Source organism: Brucella cytisi (genome assembly GCF_038433355.1).
GTDB classification, from domain to species: Bacteria; Pseudomonadota; Alphaproteobacteria; order Rhizobiales; family Rhizobiaceae; genus Brucella; species Brucella cytisi.
In genome coordinates this window covers 325,740-348,205 of record NZ_JBCAUP010000002.1, presented here as the reverse complement: position 1 = coordinate 348,205, position 22,466 = coordinate 325,740, and the positions used below count along the sequence as shown (strand labels likewise).

Sequence of the window (22,466 nt, the reverse complement as noted above, 5' to 3'; positions counted from 1 at the left end):
ACAAGGAAAGATATGGGTATTTTAGACCTGTTCCGGCCCAAGCCGGAGGCGGCGCCTTCGGTCGCGCCGAAACGAGCTCCGCGAGCTGACTGGCAATATTTCGATGGCCTGGATGACCCAAGGCTGGCCGCCTTTATTGGCGGAGGTGCCGAAACTGCAAGCGGCATGGCGGTAACGCCGAAAGCTGCACTGTTCAACACAACGGTCTTTCGCTGTGTGGACCTCATCTCCGGCAGCATCGGAATGCTGCCTTTCTACCTGATGTACAAGGACGGGAAGGGCCGACTTCATCCAGCTGATGATCATTCTCTTTTTGATGTTCTGCTTGCGCAGCCGAATAACTGGCAGACAGCGTATGAATTCCGTCGGCAGTTGCAGTCACATGCGCTGACCTACGGCAATGCTTTCGCTCGTATTGTTCGAAGCGGCAAGCGTGTGGTGGCCTTGCAGCCTTTGCACCCGACGAATGTCACCGTCGAGCAGAAAGACGACCTGACCGTCATCTACAAAGTCGTCTTGAAGGGCGGTCGATATGTCGAACTACCCCAGTCGGAGGTTTTCCATCTCCGCGACATGACAGACGATGGCGTTATCGGTCTTTCACGGGTCCAGCAGGCAAAAGAGGCTATCGGCCTTGCTATGCAGACAGAGAAAGCTGCGGCTCGCCTGTTTAAGAACGGGACAATGGTCGGTGGCGCACTCACGCATCCCGGCAAACTCGGCGATGACGCGTTTGAAAACCTCGATACCAGCCTGAAGGAAAAGTTCTCCGGCGCGGAAAACGCGCACAAATGGCTGATCCTCGAGGAGGGTATGAAGGCTGAGCCGTTCTCGCAGACGGCTAGAGACAGCCAGCAGATCGAGACGCGAAATCATCAGATCGAGGAGGTTGCGCGCGCTTTTGGTGTGCCTCGGCCGCTTTTGATGATGGACGACACATCGTGGGGCAGCGGTATTGAAACCCTTGGCCAGTTTTTCGTTCGCTATGGCTTGGCACCCTGGTTCATCGCTTGGGAGCAGGCGGTTTCGCGATGCCTTCTGACCCGCGAAGAGCGTCGATCGTATCAGGCTGACTTCGATGAGCGCGAATTGCTGCGCGGTTCGATCAAAGACCAAGCCGAATTCCTCGCGAAAGCCTTGGGTTCGGGTGGCTCCAGACCGTGGATGTCCCAGAATGAAGCTCGCGACTATGTGGGCTTGAGCCAGAGCGACGATCCGGACGCGGACAGCCTCAAAAATCCACTGACGCAGCCAGAAACTGGCCGCCCTCCTTCAGGAACACGCAATGAGCCTTAACAGAACGCCCGCCGCTGCCGTTGCGCGACCGAAGTCGTATCAGTGGGATGTGCCTCTCTCCGCCTTGGAGCGGTGGGAGAGCGCTCCACAAGCGGCAGAAGCAGACGATCCGAACACAATTTCGATCTTTGATGTGATCGGCGAAGATTATTGGAGCGGAGGCGGGTTTACGGCCAAGCGAGCCGCCGCCGCGCTTCGATCTATCGGGAAGAACCCGGTTACCGTGAACGTGAATTCGCCAGGCGGCGACATGTTCGAAGGGCTGGCGATATACAATCTCCTCGCAAGCCATCCCGGCGAAGTCACTGTCAATGTGATGGGTTATGCGGCGTCTGCGGCATCAATCATCGCGATGGCTGGCGACAGGGTGATCATGTCGACCGGTTCGATGATGATGATCCACCGAGCGTGGGGGCTCGCCGTCGGTAATACGCATGATTTTACCGATGCCGCGACGCTGTTTCAGTCCTTCGATAGTTCGATGGCCGATATTTACGCCGCCCGAACCGGACTGGCGCAGGACGTCGTGCTTTCTCTGTTGGATGGTCCGTCAAAGGCGTCAGACGGCACTTGGCTGTCGGCTGATGAGGCCATCGAAAAGGGCTTTGCGGACGAGAAGGGCGCCGGAACTGGCAAGCCCGACGCAAAGGCTGAACTTCCCACACATATTGCAGCGATGCGCCGGATTGACCGGGCGTTGGCTGCCGCAGGTGAGACGCGCCGTTCGCGTACTCAACTTCTCCATGAAATTCGAGGCGAGCGCGATGCCGCCGAGAACGCCACGCGCGACGCTGGCAAGACCAGAGCCAAAGACATGACCGGCATCAAGGCCGCTCTTGTCAGCACAACCAATATTCTTTCCAAGGGATAACCAAATGGAACCCGATGAAATCAAGGCGCTCATTGAAGCGCAGGGCCGCGCATTTGAAGCGTTCAAGGCAGAACACAGCGCAGCTCTTAATGACGTAAAGAAGGGCACGGAAGATGTCGTTCGCACCGAAAAGGTTGATCGCATCAATGCCACTGTCAGCGATCTTCAGGCGGCTCTCGACGAGCAGGCCCAGAAGCTCGCCGCGCTCCAGACCGCCGGCGCCTCACATCCGGCACGCGATATTAAGAATGCTGAATACAGCAAGGCATTCGATCGCTTTTTCCGCAAGGGCGATGAGGCTGCAATTCAGTCTGCAATCCAGAAGAACCCGCAGGCCGCAATGAGCGTTGGCGTTCCCGAAGACGGGGGCTATACGGCACCAACGGAATGGGATCGCACGATCACGGACAAGCTGAAGATCGTTTCTCCGCTGCGGTCGATTGCGTCGGTAATCCAGATCGCCGGCAATGGTTTCTCCAAGCTCTACAACGACCGCGCTACTGCGTCGGGCTGGGTGGGCGAAACTGCCGAGCGTCCTGAAACGCAGTCTGCGAAGTTCGCCGAGGTGAAGTTCAATACCGGCGAAATCTACGCCAATCCTGCGGCAACGCAGCGCCTGCTGGACGATTCCGAAATCAATCTCGAAAACTGGCTTGCCAGTGAAGTCGAGACTGAGTTCGCGTATCAGGAAGGCATTGCGTTCGTTTCCGGCAATGGCACCGACAAGCCCAAGGGTTTACTGACCTATACGGCGGCGAATTCGCACCCGTGGGGCGCAATCCCGACCGTGAATAGCGGTGACGCAGCTGGTCTTACGACCGACGGCCTCATTGACCTGGTTTACGACCTGCCAAGTGAGCGCACTCCGAATGCGCGGTTTACTATGAACCGCAAGACTCAGGGCGCCATCCGTAAACTGAAGGACGGTCAGGGCAATTACATCTGGCAGCCCGGTCTGGTTTCTGGCCAGCCTGCAACGATCCTTGGCTTCCCGGTCAGCGAGCTTGCCGCAATGCCGGACATTGCCGCCGACGCCATCCCGGTTGTCTTCGGTGATTTCCAGCGCGGTTATCTCGTGGTTGACCGCACGGGTATTCGCATCCTTCGCGATCCGTACACCAACAAGCCTTTCGTGCAGTTCTACACCACGAAACGCGTTGGCGGCGGCGTTACTGACCCGACGGCCCTGCGTTACCACAAGATCGCAACGGCACCGACGCCTTAATCTGAATAGTAACGGGGCGCCTTCGGGCGCCCTTCATACAGGAGGCGCTGATGGAAGTGCGTGTTGCGAAGGCATTCAAGGCAGTGCCTGAAGGTGAGGTTTATCCGCGCCAGTTTGATGTTGGCGATACCCTGACTGGTCGCATTGCCGAGGTTGCGCGAACTCTGGGCTGTGTCGCAGATGAGCCTGCTAAGAAGAAGGGCTTCGACCGTGGCGGTGGATCTTGATCGGCTAAAGCGACATCTTCGAATTGAATTCGATGATGAGGATACGGAGCTAGAGGGCTATCTGGCCGCAGCTCAAGGGTCTGCGTTGCGCTACATGAACCGCGACGCCGTGCCCGCTGGCGCTGAATCCGAGGTGGACGCGGCTGTCCTGCTTATCGCGGGAGACCTTTATGAGAACCGCGAGCGACAATCGACTGCCGAATTGTTCGAGAACAGATCGGCACGCTGGCTGCTTGATCCGTATCGGCTGTTGAGGGTGTAGCCATGCCCTGGCTCCACTTCACAGCCACTTACGACTTCATTCCCAAGCCCGCGGTAACGATCCGCTATCCGGCAGGATACGTCGGACTAGTGACCACGCTTTGCGCTAATCGCGCCATCGCTGCTGGCAAGGCCGAGCGGCTTCCAACTCCCACAAAAGATGAGGCTGAAGCATGGCGAAGCGCGCAGGTGCCGGCAGCCTGAACTGCCGTTTGACGTTCCAACGTCGTGAAACAATCAACGACCCGGATGGCGGTACACGCGGCGAATGGGTTGACCAGTTCACCGTGCCGGGAAGGCTGGAACCGCGATACGGCAGCAATGCCGAAAGCATCATGGCGGCGCGCATGCAGTCCATGCAGCCTTACAATCTGACAGTGCGCAGCAGCGGGCAGGCAAGGCAGGTGACAGCATCGTGGCGCGCTTACGATGCTCGGGCCGGTAAAACGGGTGCGGAGCCGAACCGCGTGTTCGGCATCAAGACCGTCGTCAATCCTGACGAGCGCGACGCGATGTTGGAAATGCTCGTCGTGGAGGGCGAATATGGCTAGGAGTGTCACGGTTCTCGGGCTGGCGAAGCTCGATCGGAAATTGAAGCGCCTGCCGGACGTGGCAAAAGAAACGATCAAGGCGGCTATGGCGCAAGGCGCTGACGAAGTCGTCGCCATGATGAAATCGCTTGTTCCCGTCGATGACGGCGACCTTCGGGATTCCATCGCCTGGACGTGGGGCAAGAAGCCGAAATACGCGATGACCTTGGCAGCGGTGAAATCCAGCTTAGCTGGCGATCTTACGATCACCATCTACGCCGGCAATTCGAAAGTTCGCTACGGTCACCTTATAGAATTCGGGACCGCACCGCACATCGTCGGCGGCATGTTCGCAGGCGCGCAACATCCGGGCGCGAAAGCATCTCCGTTTTTCTGGGTGTCATGGCGGGCCAACCGCAAGAAGGTGAAAAGCCGGGTTCGGCGAGCAATCACCAAGGCAGCCAAACAAGTCGCAGCGGGGCAATAGCAATGGACCCTATCCAAGAGTTGCAGAGCGCGGTTATCCCGCGCCTGCGCAGCTTTCCTGCGCTTGTGTCACTGGTCGGCCAGCGCAGTTACGACAACCCGCCGACGAATGATCAAGGGCAGGTCGCCCCGTCGATTTTTCCTTATGTCAGCATCGGGCCATCTAGCTCGGCAGCCGACGACGCCGATTGTGTCTATGGACATGACATCATTTTCCAGATCGATGTCTGGTCGCTGGAACTTCCGCAAAGACAAATGCGCGAGATTGCGAACGCTGTTCGCCTGGCGCTGAGAGATTGGGAACCAACCCTGTCAGACAACGCGCTGGTCGATTTCCGATACTGGCGTACCGACTACATCCGCGACGGCGCGATCAATCATGCGTCTGTCCGCTTCACGGCGTTCATCGAGCAGCCTTAGCGCTTCCACGCCGATCACCTTTAAAAACTATTCATGGCCGCCACTGAGCGGCCTTTTTCGTATTGGATCACTCCATGACAGCTGCTACCACGATCAAAGGCGGCAAGGTCCGCGTCAAGATCGGCAATAATGCAATTCCGATCGTTTACACCGCGCCGTGCGGCTTTACGCAGAAGTCGATCACACTTTCGAAAAACCTCAATGAAGTTTCAATTCCCGATTGTGAAGACCCCGACAAGGTCGACTGGATCGGTCGTGACGCCGCATCGCTCTCAATGAGCATCAGCGGTGAAGGTGTCTTGGCTTCGGAATCCGTGGAAACGTGGCTGGATGCTTGGGAAAGCATCGATTCTGTACCGGTCCAAGTCGAGATCGTTTTTCCAGCCAAGACCTACACGTATACCGGCAAGATGCACGTCGAAAGCCTTGAAATCGGCGCTAACAATGGCGAGCGCGCCACAAACAACGTTTCGCTGCAGTCAGACGGCGAAATGGTCCGCGTCTCGGCGCCGACGGCTCCATAATGAGCAGAGACGCTAAGGTTGAGCTCGACTGGGCGGACGGTACTTATACCTTCCGCCTCGGTTGGGGCGAGTTGGAAGCGCTGCAGGAAGCGTGCGACGCCGGCCCTTGGGTCATTCTGGAGCGGCTTTTCACCAAACAATGCCGCGTCGGCGATATAGCCCATGTTATCCGGCAGGGATTGATCGGCGGAGGATTGGAGCCGACGGCGGCCACGAAACTGGTGCGAACCTACATCGAGAAGCGCCCGCCGCTCGAAAACCTCGTTTTCGCGACTGCCATTTTAAAAGTTGGAATAATGGGGGCGCCAGAGGAACCGGTGGGGGAGCCACCGGCGGCAAATCTAGCGGAGAACAACTCGACGCTCTCCCCAAGGGAAAAATCAGATTTGCCGCAGTCTACGGCAACGGGGCGGCGCTCGGCTTCACGCCGGAAGAAGTAGGACGCATGTCAATGTGGAAGTTCATGGCTGCCGTTGACGGGTACATCAGAGCGAATTCCACGGATGATGGTAAGGGGTTGTCGACGGCAGAAGTCGACGAGCTTTTTGATTGGATTACGTCTGACTGACGTAATCTCGACCGAGAAGCATCAAGGGAACTGAAATCAGCGTCGCAATGGCTCCAGCTACAATCACTGCATGATAGAGGCTTACGTCAGGAACTGACGTGAGCCCAGTGCCGCGTAAGGATTCCAGGTACGAGACCAGCCATTGGCGTGTGCCAATGCTCATAACGGGCCCAACAAGAAAAAGGGCAACGCCAAGCTTGCCCATCCCCGTCAGTCTTTGCCTCAGAACCATCTAACGCCCTCCGCCGCGAATTTCCCCTACAACATATCAGGACGTGATCTGGCATGGCAACTGACATTGAAAAGTTGGTCGTCCAACTGTCGGCCGATTTCAAATCATTTGAAAGGTCGCTGGCTAGGGCGAACAATATTACCAACGCGCAATTCAACGCCATTGAGCGACGCGCGCGTTCGTTAAATAGAAATCTTGACGGCATACTTGGAAATACGTTTCGCAATCTTGCTGGGCCAGCCGCTGGCATTGGCGCGGCATTGGGCACTCGCGAAATCATCGATTACGCGGACGCGTGGACTGAAGCTGGCAATAAGATCCGTGCTGCGGCTCAGATCGCGGGCGTACAGACCAGAAGCCTAAACCAACTGAAGGACGGTGCGAACGCGGCGAGAGCCGATCTGACAACCTACGTCGATCTTTATGCCAAACTGATCCGTTCAGCATCGGCAGTGGCTAAGTCCGAACAGGAAATCGCGACTGCAACAGATATTGTCACCAAAGCCTTCAAGGCTGGTGGCGCCAGCACGCAGGAACAAATCGCTGGCATCTTGCAGTTGTCTCAGGCGTTGGGCTCTGGCGTCTTGCAGGGCGATGAACTCCGCTCCATTCGCGAAAATGCCCCGATCATCGCTAAGGCAATTGCGGACGAGTTCAAGGTTTCGATCGCAGGGCTGAAGAAGCTTGGCGAGGAAGGTAAGCTCACGACCGACCGCGTTTTCAAGGCTATTCTGAACGCGCAGAAGCCGATTGAGGCTGCTTTCGCTGCAACAAATGCAACGATCAAAGATGCGTTCACCCGCATCAATAATGAGTTCACCGCCTATATTGGTAATGCCGATCAGTCTGCAGGCGCGAGCGCACGATTGGTCGAAGCCCTCCAATATTTGGCGGACAACTTCAAGCACGTGGCTGACGCTGCGGTAGTGTTCGCTACCGTCGCAATTGCCGCTCTGACTGGCCGCGCTCTCGGCGGCATGGTTATTGGAATAGGCAACGTAGTTTCAGCGCTCGGTGCGCTTTTGACTGCCTTCCGGGCTGGCATTCCGTTGGCGGCAAGTTTTAGCGCGGCCCTTGGACCTATTGGTCTGCTTGCAGGTGCAGCGGCTGCTTCTCTGTATTTGATGTCCGACCGGCAGACGGATGCTGAAAAGTCCGCTAAGGCACATCAAGCAGCTGTCAAGGAACTAAGTTTCCAGATCGAAACTCTGGACTATGCCAATAGTGAAGCGGTTGCCTCCACGCGCAGTAAAATTGCCGCCGATCTGGATGCTGCTAAGACTGCATTGGTGCGTGCGAAGGCTGAGCGCGAGCTGGCTGCTGCTATAATCAAGGAGGAGATTAATCCTTCAATGTCGTTGCTACCGACCCCGGAAGCAACGGACGTCCAGAACACTGTCGATAATAGCCCTGCCGTTAAAGACCGTCAGGCCCTTATTGATAAACTGGAAGAGCAGATCAAGGACTACGAGGGTAAGCAGCAGCTCTTCGAAGACTATGTGAGCGGTAAGAAAAAGCCAGTTCGCGACACAGAAGGTTTCGGCGGCGGCATCCCGGTAACTCCGGACGACAAGAAGAAGGGTCGAACGAAGAAAACTCCCGCCGAGCGTTTCGACAGCGACATTCAACGTATCGCCGACCGCACAGCCGCCCTTGTCGCAGAGACCGAAGCACAGCGACAGATCAACCCGCTGATTAACGACTATGGCTTTGCCATGGAAAAGGCGCGCACGGAGCAGGAACTGCTCAATGCCGCCCAGAAAGCGGGTGTTGCGCTCACTCCGGAATTGCGGGCGCAGATTGCCCAGACTGCAGACCAGTGGGCATTAGCCAGCGCAGAGGCTAACAAGCTTGCCGAGGCGCAGAACCGGATAAAGGAAAGTGCCGAGGATATGGCGGCTTTCCAAAAAGATCTAGTTGGTGGGATTGCTGATGACTTCCTAACCGGCGCAAAGTCCGCCGAGATTTTCGCAAATGCTCTTGGTCGCATTGCACAAAAGCTAATCGATATCGGCCTTGCGAACATCTTTGATACCGACAAAGGCGGCTTCAATATTTTCGGCGCACTGGGCAGCATCTTCCGTAAAAACGGTGGACCGGTAAAGCGTGCTGGCGGTGGCATTGTTCGTGGTCCTGGCGGGCCACGTGGCGACAAAATCCCGGCGATGCTGAGCGATGAGGAATTCGTCGTCAATGCGGCAGCTACAAAGCGCAATCGTGCACTGCTCGAGGCCATCAACAGCGGTCGTGTCATCGGGCTGAAGGATGGCGGCTCACCTTTGCGCGCTCCATCGATGCCGATTCTGCGCTCATCTGCTGCGACGCAGCAAGCGCAATCGGGCATCGCCGACGTTCGTGTCTTTGTGGATCGCGACGGCAACTGGCAGGCCGAAGTCGAACGCATCTCGCAGCGCAACGTAAAGCAAGGTCTGGCTTCCTACGATAAGTCGGGAGCCGTCCGGACCGCGCGTGATCTAAGGCAGGTGAACTCTAGAGGACTGGCAAAGTAATGGCTGAACTACTTCCGACTGGTCTTCGATATCAGCCGACTTTCCCGGTCCTGAATCGCCCGGTTTCCATGTCTCAGTACGGGGATCGGGCGATTTCAGCGATTGAGAACGGCGATCCGTTCTGGACGTGGACTGCGAAAATTACCGACTTGACGAATGCCAAGCGCAATTTGCTCGAGGCGTTCATTGATCGTTGTCGGGGTGGGCAGGTTACGGTGCATTACACACCGAAGCACGTTTGCATACCGCAAGCCTACTGGGGCGACGCGAACAACCCGGCCATTACCGGAACGGCTTCATTGGGCGCCATCAACAGCAACACGCTCACGCTTAACAGCGTGGCAGTCGGTCTTAAGCTGATGAACGGTGATTTGGTTGGCTTTACGATCGGCGACTACAACTTCATCGCCCGCATCGTTGCTGATGCCACAGCAGCCAGCACGAGCGTGCAGGTGAAGATCGAGCCGTTCTTACCGTCATACATCACTGTCGGCGCGACGGTGCGGTTCAAGAACCCAGTAATGAACATGCGGCTAATGCCGAAGACGTGGGAAATTGGCGATGGCAAGTTTCCCGATGCGTCGTTCCAGCTTATCGAGGTGCCGAAGTGAAGGAGAAGATGATGGAAAAGAAAGAAAAGGCGGGTAAGAGCCCGCCAAATGCAGCTAGCGCAGAACAGATTGTTTCTATCGTAGTCGATGCAGATAAAATCCGTTCAACTCAGATCGACTATGACCGATCCACTTTATAAAACGATTCAAGGAACTTCTGTCCTTTTTGTCCTTGCTCGCCTGCCTTTAGCAGTTCGTTCATAGCATTGGCGATTGTCTCCTTCGTCTGCTGCTCTGTAAGAACTCCCGAATTCTTCAGGGTTTCAATCAATTTTCCCAGCAGAACGAATGTTGCCATTGATGCGTCGGCTACGTCGTGAGCCATTTCAAGCCTCCCGTTGTTGACGAGAGCATCAAAGCCGAGTCGCAATCGTAAGTCGATACGCGCCTACCGCTGTCGCCGTGCCCGAATAGCACGAACCCATGTATTGTTGAACATGATGGCCCCGATGACCAACGCGATAGCGCCGAGGACTATCATGCCAATAGCTACGCCTTGGTCTCCGAACTGCTGATACAACCAGCCCGTTTTTTCTACTGCTTGTGCTGGATTTCCAAGGCGAAGAACGCCTTGAATCAAGGCGCCAAATCCGACAATCAACATGCAAACGCTTCTAATCATGCCGGCCAGATATCAGCTGGGAGCGGTTGAATCCAGCCTACTTGCCTATGGCTCGGCTTTTTCTGGTGTGGGTGGGTCAGACTTGAATATGAATGGCACCCGCACCTTACCCACTATCGAAGTCTTGTATGGCTGGCATTTTTGGACGGCCACTATCGCCGCCAACCCAACGATATAATTGGTAAATCCACCAGATTTCACCAACTCAACATCAGTTGCCTTGCCGTCTTTGTGAAGCCTGAACTCAATCACCGCGTTGCCGGTCTGGTTGAGAGGCATCCTAAAACACTTGCGAACTTGATTTGCCAAACGGAAGGCTTCTTCGCGGCTAGGCGGTTCCTTTGCCGTCGAAACACTGGGGGCGAGCGCAATGAGCAATGCGGCGCAGTATTGCAAAATCTTCATACGAAAGTCCCTCGGTGTAGCCAATCGGCGAGCGGACCTTAGCGACTTGACTTTAAAAAGGTAAGGCCATGGCTTTTCCAGCACGTCTACAGCAATTGCTCGACGAGGGCAGGGGCAAGATCGCCTCTGCCGTCAAGTTCGAGTTCGGCACCGGCATCTACGGTTTTTTTTCAGGTAAGGGTAGTGTTGACTATGGCGGCCTGACCTATCACGGCAACACTATCATCGACATTGATGAGCCGATGTACGCGCTCGGCACGGCAGCACAGCCTGTGACGATGCGACTGCCGGCCGCTGCCGACTTCGGCCTGACCCCAGACAAACTCGGCCTAATCGAGCAGGAAGATTACAAGAACCGTCCTGTGACGTTCTACGACTTCTATTTCGATCCGGACAACAACGCTTTCCTTCATGCTGAGCCGACTTGGTACGGCTATGTCGACACGATCGATCACCGGGAGGAAAGCGACGAAGTCTGGCTTGAAGGCCATATTGAGACCGGTGCCGTCGACAATTTCCGCGAGGGCTATCGCTACGCCTCACATGAGGATCAGCAGCTTGTTTCACCCGGCGACATGCTTTTCGAGTACGCAGCAAGGACCAAGAATGAATTCTTCAAAATCAAATTCGGCTAGGGTCCCCGGCTGGGATCGTGCGCTGGAAGACCTTGCGACATCTCACGTGTCAATCTTGCCGGAGTGGGGCATTTCAGACTGTCTGATGACGGCAGCCGACGCGATTGAAGCCGTTACCGGAGAAGACCCGATGGCCGAGTTCCGTGGCAAATACAAAACCGAGGCCGGCGCCGCTCGCAAGATGCGCGCCAATGGCTGCGAGAACGTCAAGGACGTGCTCGAAACTTACCTGCAGTTTGAGCCGGTTAATCGCCTCTCTGCTCGCCGTGGCGACGTCGGCGTTATGCTCATTAATGACGAATATGTCGCCGGATTCATTTGCGGCTCTGGCTTTGCGGTCAAGCAGCCGCACGGGCTCACGTTCTATCCGGTGACCGACATCGAGCAGGCCTACAAGGTCGGCCTGTAACCACTTCGACAATTTGCGCCCTTGAAGGTCCGCCAGCAGCGGGCCTTTTTTGTTGCGCCTGCATGAGGCCTTCGCATGCCATTTTTAGCGCCCATCTTCACTGCTATCGGCGGTATCGTATCGAGCGTGGCCGCATGGGCCGCAGCGAGTCCGATCCTTGCCGGCATCGCGCAGACAGCTTTCGGCATTGCGCTCAAATATGCCGTCAACGCGCTGTTCCCTCCAAAGACGCAAAGCCGCGCTTCGGAGCTGGAAACCCAGTACGGCGCCAATATTCCGCGTTCGGTCATTCTTGGTACCTGTGCGACCGAAGGCCATCACATCTATCGCAACAGCTATGGTAGCGGCGGGCGTTTGATACAGGATGTTTTCGTCCTGTCGAGCTTCCGCATCACTGCTGTGCCGCGTGTTCGCTACAATGGCGAATGGCGTTCGCTCGTGCAGCAAGATTCCGATGGCTACTGGTTGGTGCCGAATGAAGGCACGAGCGGCGACGATCACGACAATGTCCGGGTCAAATTCTATTACGGCACGATGGATCAGCAGGCAGAGCCGACGCTGATCAATAATGCCCGTCCAGCTGGTCGCTGGACAGCGAACCATCGCGGTGCAGGCGTTGCCTATGCCATCGTGTTTTCGGAACTGCGTAAGAACGGCGATGGCCTGACCTCGCCGGCAAAGCTGCTGTTCGAAGTCGTCGGCGCGCCGCTTTACGACTGGCGCAAAGACAGCACGATGGGCGGCGCGGGAACGCATCGCTGGAATGACCAGAGCACGTGGGAATATTCCGATAATCCCCCGGTGCAGATATACAATCTGGAGCGCGGTTTCTTCAACGGAACCCAGCGTATGGTCGGCAAGGCCGTTCGTGCAAGCCGCCTTCCATTGGCAGAATATACCCAGGCAGCGAACATCTGCGATGAAGTCATGTCGGATGGCTCGAAGCGTTATCGCGCTCATGCGATTGCCAAGGATGGCCCCGGCGCTAACCACGATGCGAACCTTTCACCGATCCTCGAAGCCATGTGCGGATCGTGGGTCGAGCGCGTCGACGGCGAGTTTCCGATTGCGGGCGCACCGCAGGCCATTGTTGCGACGATAACCGATGCCGACATCAAACGCGGTGCACCACTGCGTTTCAGCGCGAAACGCAAGCGAACGGAACTGATCAACACGGTTGCGGCCTCTTATGTCTCGCCGGATGACTTCTACGAGACGAAGGACGCGGCTACCCGCATTGATGCTGGCGCACTTGCTGAAGATCGTGAAACGCTTGCCAGCGCCATTCCTTATGCCGCCGTCACTGACGTCAGGCAGGTGGACCGGCTGGCAGACATCGCCATTCGTGGCGCTCGCTATCAGGCGTCGGCAGAGATTGTCGTTCATCCGAAATTCCTCGACACAATCAAGGAAGGCCGGTGGGCTCGCTGGAACAGCGCCAAATACGGCGACCGCACATATCAGGTACTGACCCGGCAGCTTGGCGGGATCAATACGGATGGCGCCCGCGATATCTCGATTGCGCTGCAGCAGATCAGCAATGGGGTGTTTGATCCGACAGCCTACGAAACCAATCCGCCGAATATCATCGTTGTACCGCCGCCACAGTATCTGGCAGAAGTGCAGAACTTCGACGTGATTCCGACCATCGTCAAAGCCGATGGAGCTGGAGAACTGCCGGGTGCGCGATTGCTGTGGGATACGATTGACGACATCTCTGTTGTCGGTGTCGATATCGAGTACTGGCCAGCCAACGATCCAAGCCAGGTATTCAAGCGCTTCGTGACGTGGGACGTGGTGAATGTTCTTCTGGTTGAAGGGCTGACATCGCTGACTGACTGGTTTGTTCGGACGCGCTTGCGTGTCGATAATGGGCGGGCTGTGGCGTGGGCTGCGGCAAAACCGTTTAGGACGCTGAATGCACAGGGCGACCAAAACCCGATCGACTACGAAGGTCTGTCGGATGACCTGAAAGGTTATCTGGGCTGGATCGGGCCGCAGGTGCGCGAACTGATCCGTCTCAGTCAGGAACTGGTGACGCAGATCGCTGACAATCATGCGAATAGCTATGAAGATCGGCAGATGCTTGTTCGTCGGCTTGAAAGCACGTTCGGCAGCGCTCAGGCTCAATGGGAAGAAGCTATCTTCGTTGCCACCGGGCCAAACAGCGCTATCGCTCAGCAGCTGACGACAATCAATGCCCAGCTGTTCGATGTGAACGGTGCCAGCATCATTGAGTTGCTACAGGTGCGGGTCGATGGCGTCGAGGAGGATGTGGAGGCGCAAGCCAATCTCATCACTCAGCTTTCCTCCAATATCGGCGAAGTGTCAGCCAATGCCACCTTCCGGATGGGCACTTACAATGCCCCATCGGGCTGGAATGCGCGTATCGGCATGGAGGTGCGTGGCGGCACGACTGACAGCTACAAGAGTGCTGGACTGTTCCTTGACGTGACCAGCACTCAGGCGCGTATTGCCCTTATTGCCGAACAGATCGTGTTCTCGAACGGAACGGAGTTCTTCAAACCTTTCGTCATCCAGAACAACGTGATGTACGGCGAAGGGTTCGTGATGGATTGGGCGAAGATCGTGAATGTCACGATCGGGTCCGCCCAAATTCAAGACGCGGCAATCACATCAGCCAAAATTGGCAACTTGCAGGTGAAAACCAGCAATCTTGATTTCGGTTCGGTGACTGAAGCCTCGTCGGCTCCGTTCAATCAGCAGGTTATCACCTCCAACCCTCCTGTCGCGGCACTCGTTGTCGCAAATCCGGTCGGCAACAAGATTATTGCCGGTGCTAACCTCTCCATGACGTTCGGCACCGGAGCCGGCGGCGGCACGATCACGCTCAAGCTGTCCATCATCAACAATACGACCGGCAAGGAAATCATTTCCAATACCGGAACAGTAAAAGATGGAACAGCGACGCTTACGCTTTCGGGCAGCAATGTTGATTTCAGCTCAGTCGCCGGAAACAACGTCTATGCCGTGAAGTTGGAAGTTCTGAACAGTAGCGGAACGACCTCCGTGAACAACGTCATTGGTACGGTCCAGGCCCTCGTCTGGAAGCGCTGATCTTCATCAAAATCTAAACGGAAAGAACCGCGTTCACAGCGCGGGGAGGTAAATTCATGGCGACTCTGTCGGACTATACCGATGGCACGATCACCGTCACCAATGGATCGGTCGACTTCACCGGCACGAATACTCTCTGGCGAAGTGCCGCATTTCGGGAGGGTGATACCGTCCTTTTGCAGGGTTTCACCGGAGTGATCGCCGGTACATCGGAGAATGATCCGCTGATCTTGTCCAATACGACAGGGCAATTTACCGAGCCATGGCCCGGTGCAAGCGGTACGTTCTCCTATCGGATGCGCTATCAGCCGGACAATGCCCGGTTTTCGGCTAAGAGCACGGCTCTGATCAATCTTCTCGCGAATGGTATTCTGCGCGGGATTGCCGATGTGGGAGTTGAAAACGGCAAGCTTCTGATCGGCAACGTTGCCGGTCTTTATGACCTGATTGATAAGTCAGAGCTTGGCGTACCGGACCCGAACGGAAATCTTGCCGAGCTGGCCGCGCTGACGCTCGCTGCGAATAAAGCGCTTGTAACAAACAGCAGCGGGGAAATTGCCCCTATAGACCTCGGCACACTAGGCCGTGCATTGCTCGCTCTCGCATCCGGCACGAGCGCGCAATACGTGCAGGGAGATGGCACACTGCAGGCCAAGACCGGACTGCCGGTAAGTTCAGCAACTCAGTCGGCATTGGATGCGAAGGCAAATACAGCTGGCCCGACCTTAACCGGTACGACAACCATCCTGGCGCTACGCGTTGGTCAGGGTTTAACGCCCGGCAAGATACAAATCTGCAATAACAATGGTGTTTATGTTGGGGAAATTGGCGCTGGGACGGGAACGGGAAGCCTAAACAAAGTCGGTTTCTATAACAGCGTAAACGCCGGTTGGTGGTTTAATGGCGATGTGCAGGTCACAGGGGCGTTGTCAAAAGGCTCCGGCACCTTTCTGATCGATCACCCGCTAGACCCGTTCAATAAGAACCTTCGTCATGGCTTCGTGGAAGCTCCACGCTATGACCTGATCTATCGCGGCGCTGTGCAGCTTGTGAATGGCCGCGCCATGGTCGATATCGATGCTTCCAGCAATATGACTTCGGGCACATTTGCCGCTCTCACCACGAACGCTGTTGTAACCAACCTGCAAAATCAGGACGGTTTTGCGCGGCTGAAGCCGGGGGCGATTAACGGCGGTTCGTTCGAAATCATCTGTGAGGATGAGAACTGTACCGATGTTGTGTCGTGGGTCGTGATTGCGGAGCGTAATGACCCGTTCGTCAAATCTGACCTTGATCAGAATACGGATGGCGATGGCCGGTTCATTCCGGAGTTCGACAAGGAGGATGCATAATGCCGAATACAAAAACAGTCGTGGATAATGCGCGGGTCGGCAAAAAGGGGTTCCCGATGCATTATGCAGCACTCAACCTTGAGCCGCCGATGAAAACGGTCCCGGTCGAGAATGGTGCGCCCCAAAGTGATCACCCCGGAATGACGCTGGCGGAATATGCCGCAGCCAAGCGATGGGAACGTGAAGTCAGCGGAACCGTCTGGAATGGTTGGCCAGTCCTGTCTGACCGTGAAAGCCAGAGCAAGATCATTGCCGAAGCTGTAGCCATCGAAAAAGGCGAACGTGCCGACGGCGATCCGTGGAAGTTTGCGGACGGCGAGTTTCGCCCACTTACCAATGAACAAATGGATGGTCTTGCCGCAGCCGTTCGCCTTCATGTGCGCAACAGCTACGGCATTGAGGCGCAAGTGCTGACCGCAATCGAGGCTGGAGCTATCACTACGGAAGCCCAGATAGACGCTGCTTTCGACTAATCGAATTCGCTACATCGACCCATACGGGTCCTAAGATTCAACCAATCTTCTTCTTGTATGGCACTTGCATTTCCATCCAAGACCGCGATGGTTGGTTGATTCCTCGTTCAAAACAAGCGAGCGTGCACATCATGCCATTCGCCTTTTTCGCCCACGTACGTACGATCCTCTTTTCGAACGGACGAGGTAAACAGATCCACGGCATCTTGGAAATTTAACCACACACCTTGGATATCATTTCCAAAAATACCTGTGTTAAGCCCGTTGAATTTCCAGTCAACGTGCCGCCCCTCTAAATCGTTATGTCGGGAATAACACCAATTCTTGTTGCGTTGCGGCAAAACGGCAAAGTTTTTGTAACCTGCTGCCCGTAAGTCGTGAAGAGTATTAACCCCGTACTCCTCGACACTAATAAAAATCGGTTTCATCAACTGGTTTCTAAGGTCCAGCAGTATCAATTTATCGGCGCCTTCGACGTCAATCTTCATATAGCGGGGAATGCCAAAACTGTTGATCAAATCCAGTATAGTAAAGCATTGGATGTCAATGACTTCGAAATTGGTGTTATTTCTGCAACCGTATACTGGATCAAAAGAGCTCCAATGGCTGTTGTCCATATTCTTGTAAAATGGTAGAATCTTTTTTTCATTCCAGAGGCCAATATTAAGTAACGTGTATTGGCCTGACGATATCTCTTCGGAAAACTTACTTGCTACGTCGTATGCGAGGTCAGGGTTGGCCTCGACTCCGATTACACGAAATCCTTTCTTCAAGTAAAAATGGCTATCTAATCCATCGTTCACACCAATATCGAAAATGAGATTCTGGTCTACCTGTTTAATCCAGGCGGTCACTTTCCAGTCTTCAAAGGCATTCTTATTATGGAGTGTGTGTTCAAGCGATGAAATTCTATCAGATAAACCTGAAAGATTCTCTATGGCGTCAGTGTGTTTTTGCTCGTTTTGAATGGTATGGCTTAAGATGCTCTGGGTAAAATCATGTGTGGTATAAATTGTTCTGGTGATGCCTCTTAGTTTAGAAATAATATTCCGCACGTTCACACTCCCTGAAAACGAAATCTCGTTGTTTCTTAGAATTACATGCGAGTCATTTCGCCCCAGAGCCAATAAGGATCCGCTGCGTTGACAAACTTTAAACGAATAAGACGAGTTCTTGTCAACTATGGCGGCCCGCCGCCCGCTGTTGCGGTTTTTTCTTTGCCAGGTAAAGAAAAGGCCCCACTAAGGTTTCACTGAACTGGGGCTGCGCTCTTCGGGCATAAGAAACCCCGGCAACGTGCGGTTACCGAGGCTACACCGACCAACCAGTCAGGTCAGAAGGTTGGACAGTGCGTTTCAATACTACGCGAAAACAAAATTAGAAAAACCCCGGAACGACCCGGGGTTGTTTTTCTCACTTGCCGCCTGGCTTCTGGTCGGCAGCTCGCCCACCGCACGAAGATCCATCACTGGCAGTCTGCCATGAATGATCACAGCTGCCAGCCATTGCACTAGAAGAAACTGCTGCAGCAAGCAGCAGGCCCAGAATAACCTGTTTCATGAGTATCCCCCAAAAGGCGCAGTAGTTGCGCACCTCATAGAAGCACATTTACTTGCACCGAAGAAGTCAAACTTTAGTTGATCTAATCTGGCTCGCTAGGGCCATCTTTCTTTCCAGGACATCTCCATGAACAAAACAACGTTCTTCGCGTATGCGAGGCGCGCGCCTTTTGGCGGGCGTTTGAGCCAGGCGCAGGTCGACGGCACGTCGGCAATTCTGGCTGAAGCTGAGCGCCGAGGCCTGCCTGACGGGCAGACCGCTTATGTGCTCGCAACGGCATTCCACGAGACTGGCGGCAAGATGCAGCCGATCGAAGAAAATCTGAACTACACCAGTGCGGCACGCATCAGACAGGTCTGGCCGTCGCGGTTTGCGTCTGTCGCCGCCGCCCAGCCTTATGTGCGCAATCCGCAGGCCTTGGCTAACAAGGTTTATGGTGGGCGCATGGGCAACGTTGGCGCTAATGATGGCTGGCGGTTCCGTGGGCGCGGACTGGTGCAGATCACCGGACGCGACAATTATAAAAAGTACGGCCTTGGCGATAACCCCGACGCCGCGTTGGAGGACGGCACGGCTGTCCGCATCCTGTTTGACGGAATGATCAACGGCAAGTTCACAGGCAAGAGGCTGGCTGATTACTTTGGCGCCGGTAACGCTAACCCAGAAGGCGCCCGCGCTATCGTCAACGGCAGTGACAAGGCCAGCCTCATCGCTGGCTATTACCGCAACTTCCTCGACAGTCTTGTGGCTGCCCGTGAGATGAAGCCTGCCGTCGCCGAAGACGCCAAGCCTGACGATGTGCCGCTGCTTCATGACAAAACCGTGCAGACGATCGTCGCGGGTACGGGCGGCACACTTGTTACCGGCCTTATCGGCGCGGTGTCGAACCCATGGGCGTTCGCAACTGTCGCGCTCCTGCTGGTCGCAGCAGGCGCGGGCTTCTGGCTCTGGAAAAGCGGTAGGCTCGAACTGAAGAGGGCGGCGGCGTGAGCCTAACAAGGATTGCCATTGAATATGACAGCGACGCGGGAACGGCCACGGTGAGGATCGATAACGGCTCGCAGCAATGGGACAACGCCAAACTCACAGTCTGCGATGCCGTCGAGACGCGCGACGGCTACTTGCTGCCGCTCACAGGGCAGCAGCGCACGCTTATTTTGACGGGAGTGCCAACATGACAAAAGACGAATTTGTGAACTTGATTGCAGACATCGTTGCCAAGGAATTGGAGCGGAACCAGGACATAATCATTCGAAAAATTATGCGATCAATTCAGGACTCAGGGCGCCGCGGACTCCGCCGATGACCTGGCTCCTATCCCTGCGCTCCAAGATCACAGGCAGGGCCGTGGCAATCGCTGCGGCCCTTGCGATTCTGGCGGGTGCTTACCTCAAAGGCAGGGCGGATAGCGCGACGAGCGCAACCGTCGACCGGCTGAAAGCCGCCAACAAAGCAAGGGAAATCGAAGATGAAACCAGCAAGCTTGGCGGCGGTGATGTTGATGCTGCTCTGTCTCGGTGGATGCGTGACAGCCGGTAGCTACTGCGATGTAGCGCGGCCAGTCCGACCGAGCGTCGAGGACAGCCTGACTGACGGCACGAAGCGCCAGATCCTCGCGGAGAATACAAAACTGGAAAAACTATGCGGGGTGAAGCCGTGAGGGCGCAATGGTGGCTGACGTGCCTGTGGCTGGGTGTGGCAGCAAGGGGGATTATCGGATGACCGGCGCTGAAATCATGGCCGTCGTCGGCTTTATCGTGATGCTAATGGGCTTTCTGTTCGGCCTCTGGAAATACGTCGAAAGCCAGATCGCGAAAGCCGAAACGCGCAATGCTGCGAAAGCGGACGCTGCAACGGCTCTTGCCAGCCTGACGCGGCAGGAGCTTTCCGACTACAAGCTGCGGGCGGCGGAGACGTTCGCCACGAAGGCAGGTATGCAGGAACAGACGTCCCAGATCATGCGGGCCATTGAAAGTGTGGCGCACCGTATCGACGGGCTAACCGAGCGGATTGATAACATCATGGCGACGAGGACGACGACGCGGGGAAGGGGTTAATGCACCCACGGGCGTGGGTTTTTAATTCGTCGCCGCTGCCCGCCCAGAATTGCTTGAAGGCTAGAACATTGAGGCAACAACGTTGCATAGTCCTTGAGTCCGGTGAACTCGTCTTTTCGTACAATCGACTTGCCCAGAATGTCGAGCCATTCTGGATTACTATTAAGCAGTTCAATACACCCATCGAGCGTTTCAGCAAAATAGTCGCTAATGCGGCCTTTAGTATTGTGTGAAATTCGAAATGTGCAGGCTAAGTCTAAATCGTTCGCGAAGTCGATTATAGCAAAACGTAAATCGTCGGCGTTATCTTCTTCGTTGGCCTTCAATATAGCACTGGAATGAGAATTTAATTTTTCAAGCAATGAAGTCGTCATTGTTGCATAATTCATCTCAGATGAAAGTGAGAATTGCCTCGCAGTGTATAGCAGTGCTGCAATACTTACAATCAGTGATAGTACAGCAATTAATGGGGAGAGGTAATCAACTTCTCCCCAGTTTATTGTAACGTTTATCATTTCCCATTAGGCTTTGGCGCTGCAGTAGTTGCCGCTGGGGTTGACGACGATGCTGCTTGCATGCGAGATAAATTAGCACCCTTTTCGACCCACTGCCCCTGAGAGGCCGTCTGCAGCTTACTTAGGTTCGCACCATCGAAAACACTTACTCTTTCGACTTTCTTCTCTACCATTATTTCCCCTTTTTCCCTTTGCGCTCGTCTTGGCCGAGTGCGGAAGCGTAAACTGATTTCTGTTCTGCTTTAGTCAATTTGCCACCCGCAAGCCCTTTTGCGGCAAGGGATGACACCTTATCACTCGTGGTTTTTTTGGCCATTCCGTTTCACCTGTGTTGGCTGCCCGATCTGTAACCGTAGGTAGCGATAGCTCGCCACTCAATCAATCTGCTAGAATCACTCGCCATAGTCAATATGTAGTTTTATCGATTGTAGATGACACTAGATTTTGTGTTTTGATTGTGAATAACGGGGATAGTCTTTCCTTAAGACTCTCTGCCATTAACACCACATTTATTGAGACATTCCATACTTCCTTTTGCGCCGCTCACCACGGCTACCAACCAAACACGAGGAGACTGTATGTCCCATGACAGACAGGGCGCTATCTCTTCCGACGGCGGCAGCACGAGCTATTACGAACTACCGCCACAAGCGACCGAACTGAACGATCTCATCGAGCACAAAGGCATGTCCTTCGCGCTCGGCAACATCTTTAAGGCTTGCTATCGGTTCGGGGAAAAAGACGCGGCCAGTCGGATGTATGATCTGAACAAAATCATATATTTCGCGGAGAGGCTTAAGAAAGTGGAGGAGAGGCGGGCGGCCTAAAAAAGAACCCCGCAGCGGAATCGCGCGGGGTGGAAGTCATGTCTCATCGGCATTTGAAATTTTAATCAGACGAGAGGAAAAGTAAAGTCCCGACTTCACGCATTGGTTTAAACAGCGAGCGCTCAGAAGAATGGGGCTCGTTGCACGGCGATTGTAAGGAGTATGGCTGCTGGTAAGGCAACCGACATACCAGCCAGCGCGGTCGATGATGCTGTTCGCAGCGATTTGCTTAAATTTGCGGATGTCATTTTTTACCCTCCTTTGAGGAGATAAAAACACATCGTACCAGGTTCAGTAAACCCGTTTCTAGCAGGGATGAAACTGCAAAAAAAGCCCCGCAGCGTGATCGCGCGGGGCTAGATGGAAGGTGTCATATGCCTGCGGTCAAAATTTTATTCAGACGAGACAAAAAGTAAAGCCCCGACGCTTTCGGCAGGCGTCGGGGCCGCGCTTGGCAAATGAGGTGCATGTCCTTGCCAGCGCTATCGTTCGAGTGCCCTACATCCCGAACGATCTCAATTCCATTGGTTAGGCCGTATAGTCAGCCCCGCTGCTTCGGCGGCTTTGACGAACGACTCTCTGGCTGTATTTGGCAAGCCCTCCATATCGGCCAGGCAAGCCTGCAAGGCTGCTTCGTATTCCGGGCCGTGGGCGTCTTGGGGCCAATCGTTTAGCAAGCATTTCGCTGCCGTCTGCGTATCAGGCACGACACGGTATTTCCCAACACCGTACAGCTCAACGTCAACTGGTTGCTCCCAAGACATGCAAGCCT

The 22,466-nt window shown here is 55.0% G+C and carries 32 protein-coding genes; 23 read left to right on the top strand and 9 right to left on the bottom strand.

Features of this window, described 5'->3' with window-relative positions; all coding sequences use genetic code 11:
• Positions 1 to 12 precede the first annotated feature (12 nt).
• The 11 genes from AAE521_RS03955 to AAE521_RS03905 all read left to right on the top strand — a co-directional run bounded on the left by AAE521_RS03955 (position 13) and on the right by AAE521_RS03905 (position 6,280).
• A complete protein-coding gene (locus tag AAE521_RS03955; protein ID WP_342060527.1) occupies positions 13 to 1,296 on the top strand; it encodes a phage portal protein in 1,284 nt (427 codons plus the stop codon).
• Complete coding sequence (locus AAE521_RS03950; RefSeq protein WP_342060526.1) at positions 1,286 to 2,167, top strand: head maturation protease, ClpP-related; 882 nt, start codon at positions 1,286 to 1,288, stop codon at positions 2,165 to 2,167. The genes AAE521_RS03955 and AAE521_RS03950 overlap by 11 nt, the downstream gene beginning before the upstream one ends.
• Before the next feature lie 4 nt (positions 2,168 to 2,171).
• Entirely contained in the window at positions 2,172 to 3,392 is a 1,221-nt protein-coding gene (locus tag AAE521_RS03945) for a phage major capsid protein (RefSeq protein ID WP_342060525.1), read from the top strand.
• A 50-nt stretch (positions 3,393 to 3,442) separates the two neighbouring features.
• On the top strand, positions 3,443 to 3,619 hold the full coding sequence (locus AAE521_RS03940; RefSeq protein ID WP_342060524.1) for a hypothetical protein: 177 nt from the start codon (positions 3,443 to 3,445) through the stop codon (positions 3,617 to 3,619).
• Complete coding sequence (locus AAE521_RS03935) at positions 3,603 to 3,881, top strand: head-tail connector protein (protein WP_264358596.1); 279 nt, start codon at positions 3,603 to 3,605, stop codon at positions 3,879 to 3,881. Before AAE521_RS03940 ends, AAE521_RS03935 begins: the two co-directional genes overlap by 17 nt.
• Before the next feature lie 2 nt (positions 3,882 to 3,883).
• The gene (locus AAE521_RS03930; protein WP_342060523.1) at positions 3,884 to 4,084 is read left to right on the top strand and encodes a hypothetical protein; all 201 of its coding nucleotides are present in this window, start codon (positions 3,884 to 3,886) and stop codon (positions 4,082 to 4,084) included.
• On the top strand, positions 4,054 to 4,431 hold the full coding sequence (locus tag AAE521_RS03925; protein WP_342060522.1) for a head-tail adaptor protein: 378 nt from the start codon (positions 4,054 to 4,056) through the stop codon (positions 4,429 to 4,431). Before AAE521_RS03930 ends, AAE521_RS03925 begins: the two co-directional genes overlap by 31 nt.
• A complete protein-coding gene (locus AAE521_RS03920) occupies positions 4,424 to 4,897 on the top strand; it encodes an HK97-gp10 family putative phage morphogenesis protein (RefSeq protein ID WP_342060521.1) in 474 nt (157 codons plus the stop codon). Before AAE521_RS03925 ends, AAE521_RS03920 begins: the two co-directional genes overlap by 8 nt.
• Before the next feature lie 2 nt (positions 4,898 to 4,899).
• Positions 4,900 to 5,316, top strand: coding sequence for a DUF3168 domain-containing protein (locus AAE521_RS03915; RefSeq protein WP_342060520.1), 417 nt, complete (start codon positions 4,900 to 4,902; stop codon positions 5,314 to 5,316).
• A 74-nt stretch (positions 5,317 to 5,390) separates the two neighbouring features.
• On the top strand, positions 5,391 to 5,840 hold the full coding sequence (locus AAE521_RS03910; RefSeq protein WP_342060519.1) for a phage tail tube protein: 450 nt from the start codon (positions 5,391 to 5,393) through the stop codon (positions 5,838 to 5,840).
• Positions 5,840 to 6,280 carry a gene transfer agent family protein gene (locus AAE521_RS03905; RefSeq protein WP_342060518.1) on the top strand — a complete coding sequence of 147 codons (441 nt, stop codon included), beginning with the start codon at positions 5,840 to 5,842 and terminating at the stop codon, positions 6,278 to 6,280. The genes AAE521_RS03910 and AAE521_RS03905 overlap by 1 nt, the downstream gene beginning before the upstream one ends.
• 114 nt (positions 6,281 to 6,394) lie before the next feature.
• Here AAE521_RS03905 and AAE521_RS03900 read toward each other — a convergent pair whose 3' ends face one another.
• On the bottom strand, positions 6,395 to 6,640 hold the full coding sequence (locus tag AAE521_RS03900) for a hypothetical protein (protein ID WP_342060517.1): 246 nt from the start codon (positions 6,638 to 6,640) through the stop codon (positions 6,395 to 6,397).
• A gap of 53 nt (positions 6,641 to 6,693) precedes the next feature.
• Between AAE521_RS03900 and AAE521_RS03895 the strand changes: the two genes are divergently transcribed.
• The gene (locus AAE521_RS03895) at positions 6,694 to 9,150 is read left to right on the top strand and encodes a tape measure protein (protein WP_342060516.1); all 2,457 of its coding nucleotides are present in this window, start codon (positions 6,694 to 6,696) and stop codon (positions 9,148 to 9,150) included.
• Positions 9,150 to 9,761: a hypothetical protein gene (locus tag AAE521_RS03890; RefSeq protein ID WP_342060515.1), complete on the top strand. Its 612-nt coding sequence runs from the start codon at positions 9,150 to 9,152 to the stop codon at positions 9,759 to 9,761. Before AAE521_RS03895 ends, AAE521_RS03890 begins: the two co-directional genes overlap by 1 nt.
• A gap of 118 nt (positions 9,762 to 9,879) precedes the next feature.
• On the opposite strand, the gene AAE521_RS03885 is transcribed toward AAE521_RS03890, so the two are convergent.
• The 3 genes from AAE521_RS03885 to AAE521_RS03875 all read right to left on the bottom strand — a co-directional run bounded on the left by AAE521_RS03885 (position 9,880) and on the right by AAE521_RS03875 (position 10,788).
• The gene (locus AAE521_RS03885) at positions 9,880 to 10,086 is read right to left on the bottom strand and encodes a hypothetical protein (RefSeq protein WP_342060514.1); all 207 of its coding nucleotides are present in this window, start codon (positions 10,084 to 10,086) and stop codon (positions 9,880 to 9,882) included.
• 63 nt (positions 10,087 to 10,149) lie between these two features.
• Positions 10,150 to 10,365, bottom strand: a complete 216-nt coding sequence (locus tag AAE521_RS03880; protein WP_342060513.1) for a hypothetical protein — start codon at positions 10,363 to 10,365, stop codon at positions 10,150 to 10,152.
• Between the two features lie 63 nt (positions 10,366 to 10,428).
• Positions 10,429 to 10,788: an energy transducer TonB family protein gene (locus AAE521_RS03875; protein WP_342060512.1), complete on the bottom strand. Its 360-nt coding sequence runs from the start codon at positions 10,786 to 10,788 to the stop codon at positions 10,429 to 10,431.
• Between the two features lie 68 nt (positions 10,789 to 10,856).
• On the opposite strand from AAE521_RS03875, the gene AAE521_RS03870 reads away from it, so the two are divergent.
• The 5 genes from AAE521_RS03870 (at position 10,857) to AAE521_RS03850 (ending at position 16,735) form a co-directional block, all read left to right on the top strand.
• Positions 10,857 to 11,423 carry a hypothetical protein gene (locus tag AAE521_RS03870; protein WP_342060511.1) on the top strand — a complete coding sequence of 189 codons (567 nt, stop codon included), beginning with the start codon at positions 10,857 to 10,859 and terminating at the stop codon, positions 11,421 to 11,423.
• Positions 11,332 to 11,832, top strand: a complete 501-nt coding sequence (locus AAE521_RS26720) for a DUF6950 family protein (RefSeq protein ID WP_374864434.1) — start codon at positions 11,332 to 11,334, stop codon at positions 11,830 to 11,832. Before AAE521_RS03870 ends, AAE521_RS26720 begins: the two co-directional genes overlap by 92 nt.
• 75 nt (positions 11,833 to 11,907) lie before the next feature.
• The gene (locus AAE521_RS03860) at positions 11,908 to 14,910 is read left to right on the top strand and encodes a phage tail protein (protein ID WP_342060509.1); all 3,003 of its coding nucleotides are present in this window, start codon (positions 11,908 to 11,910) and stop codon (positions 14,908 to 14,910) included.
• A 56-nt stretch (positions 14,911 to 14,966) separates the two neighbouring features.
• On the top strand, positions 14,967 to 16,262 hold the full coding sequence (locus tag AAE521_RS03855) for a hypothetical protein (RefSeq protein WP_342060508.1): 1,296 nt from the start codon (positions 14,967 to 14,969) through the stop codon (positions 16,260 to 16,262).
• On the top strand, positions 16,262 to 16,735 hold the full coding sequence (locus tag AAE521_RS03850; RefSeq protein ID WP_342060507.1) for a DUF4376 domain-containing protein: 474 nt from the start codon (positions 16,262 to 16,264) through the stop codon (positions 16,733 to 16,735). Before AAE521_RS03855 ends, AAE521_RS03850 begins: the two co-directional genes overlap by 1 nt.
• Positions 16,736 to 16,842: 107 nt before the next feature.
• Here AAE521_RS03850 and AAE521_RS03845 read toward each other — a convergent pair whose 3' ends face one another.
• Both AAE521_RS03845 and AAE521_RS03840 read right to left on the bottom strand, forming a co-directional pair.
• A complete protein-coding gene (locus tag AAE521_RS03845) occupies positions 16,843 to 17,790 on the bottom strand; it encodes an FkbM family methyltransferase (protein ID WP_342060506.1) in 948 nt (315 codons plus the stop codon).
• Between the two features lie 358 nt (positions 17,791 to 18,148).
• On the bottom strand, positions 18,149 to 18,295 hold the full coding sequence (locus tag AAE521_RS03840) for a hypothetical protein (protein ID WP_342060505.1): 147 nt from the start codon (positions 18,293 to 18,295) through the stop codon (positions 18,149 to 18,151).
• Between the two features lie 126 nt (positions 18,296 to 18,421).
• Between AAE521_RS03840 and AAE521_RS03835 the strand changes: the two genes are divergently transcribed.
• The 4 genes from AAE521_RS03835 (at position 18,422) to AAE521_RS03820 (ending at position 20,352) form a co-directional block, all read left to right on the top strand.
• Positions 18,422 to 19,285, top strand: a complete 864-nt coding sequence (locus AAE521_RS03835) for a chitinase (RefSeq protein WP_342060504.1) — start codon at positions 18,422 to 18,424, stop codon at positions 19,283 to 19,285.
• A complete protein-coding gene (locus AAE521_RS03830; RefSeq protein WP_342060503.1) occupies positions 19,282 to 19,473 on the top strand; it encodes a hypothetical protein in 192 nt (63 codons plus the stop codon). Before AAE521_RS03835 ends, AAE521_RS03830 begins: the two co-directional genes overlap by 4 nt.
• Positions 19,474 to 19,597: 124 nt before the next feature.
• Entirely contained in the window at positions 19,598 to 19,834 is a 237-nt protein-coding gene (locus tag AAE521_RS03825; RefSeq protein WP_342060502.1) for a hypothetical protein, read from the top strand.
• A 179-nt stretch (positions 19,835 to 20,013) separates the two neighbouring features.
• Positions 20,014 to 20,352, top strand: coding sequence for a hypothetical protein (locus tag AAE521_RS03820; RefSeq protein ID WP_043062918.1), 339 nt, complete (start codon positions 20,014 to 20,016; stop codon positions 20,350 to 20,352).
• Here AAE521_RS03820 and AAE521_RS03815 read toward each other — a convergent pair.
• Together AAE521_RS03815 and AAE521_RS03810 are read right to left on the bottom strand one after the other, a co-directional pair.
• A complete protein-coding gene (locus AAE521_RS03815; protein ID WP_342060501.1) occupies positions 20,349 to 20,867 on the bottom strand; it encodes a hypothetical protein in 519 nt (172 codons plus the stop codon). The genes AAE521_RS03820 and AAE521_RS03815 overlap by 4 nt on opposite strands.
• A 172-nt stretch (positions 20,868 to 21,039) precedes the next feature.
• A complete protein-coding gene (locus tag AAE521_RS03810; RefSeq protein ID WP_342060500.1) occupies positions 21,040 to 21,183 on the bottom strand; it encodes a hypothetical protein in 144 nt (47 codons plus the stop codon).
• A 262-nt stretch (positions 21,184 to 21,445) separates the two neighbouring features.
• Between AAE521_RS03810 and AAE521_RS03805 the strand changes: the two genes are divergently transcribed.
• Entirely contained in the window at positions 21,446 to 21,694 is a 249-nt protein-coding gene (locus tag AAE521_RS03805) for a hypothetical protein (protein ID WP_342060499.1), read from the top strand.
• Between the two features lie 515 nt (positions 21,695 to 22,209).
• On the opposite strand, the gene AAE521_RS03800 is transcribed toward AAE521_RS03805, so the two are convergent.
• The gene (locus AAE521_RS03800) at positions 22,210 to 22,458 is read right to left on the bottom strand and encodes a DUF982 domain-containing protein (RefSeq protein WP_342060498.1); all 249 of its coding nucleotides are present in this window, start codon (positions 22,456 to 22,458) and stop codon (positions 22,210 to 22,212) included.
• Between the last annotated feature and the right edge of the window lie 8 nt (positions 22,459 to 22,466).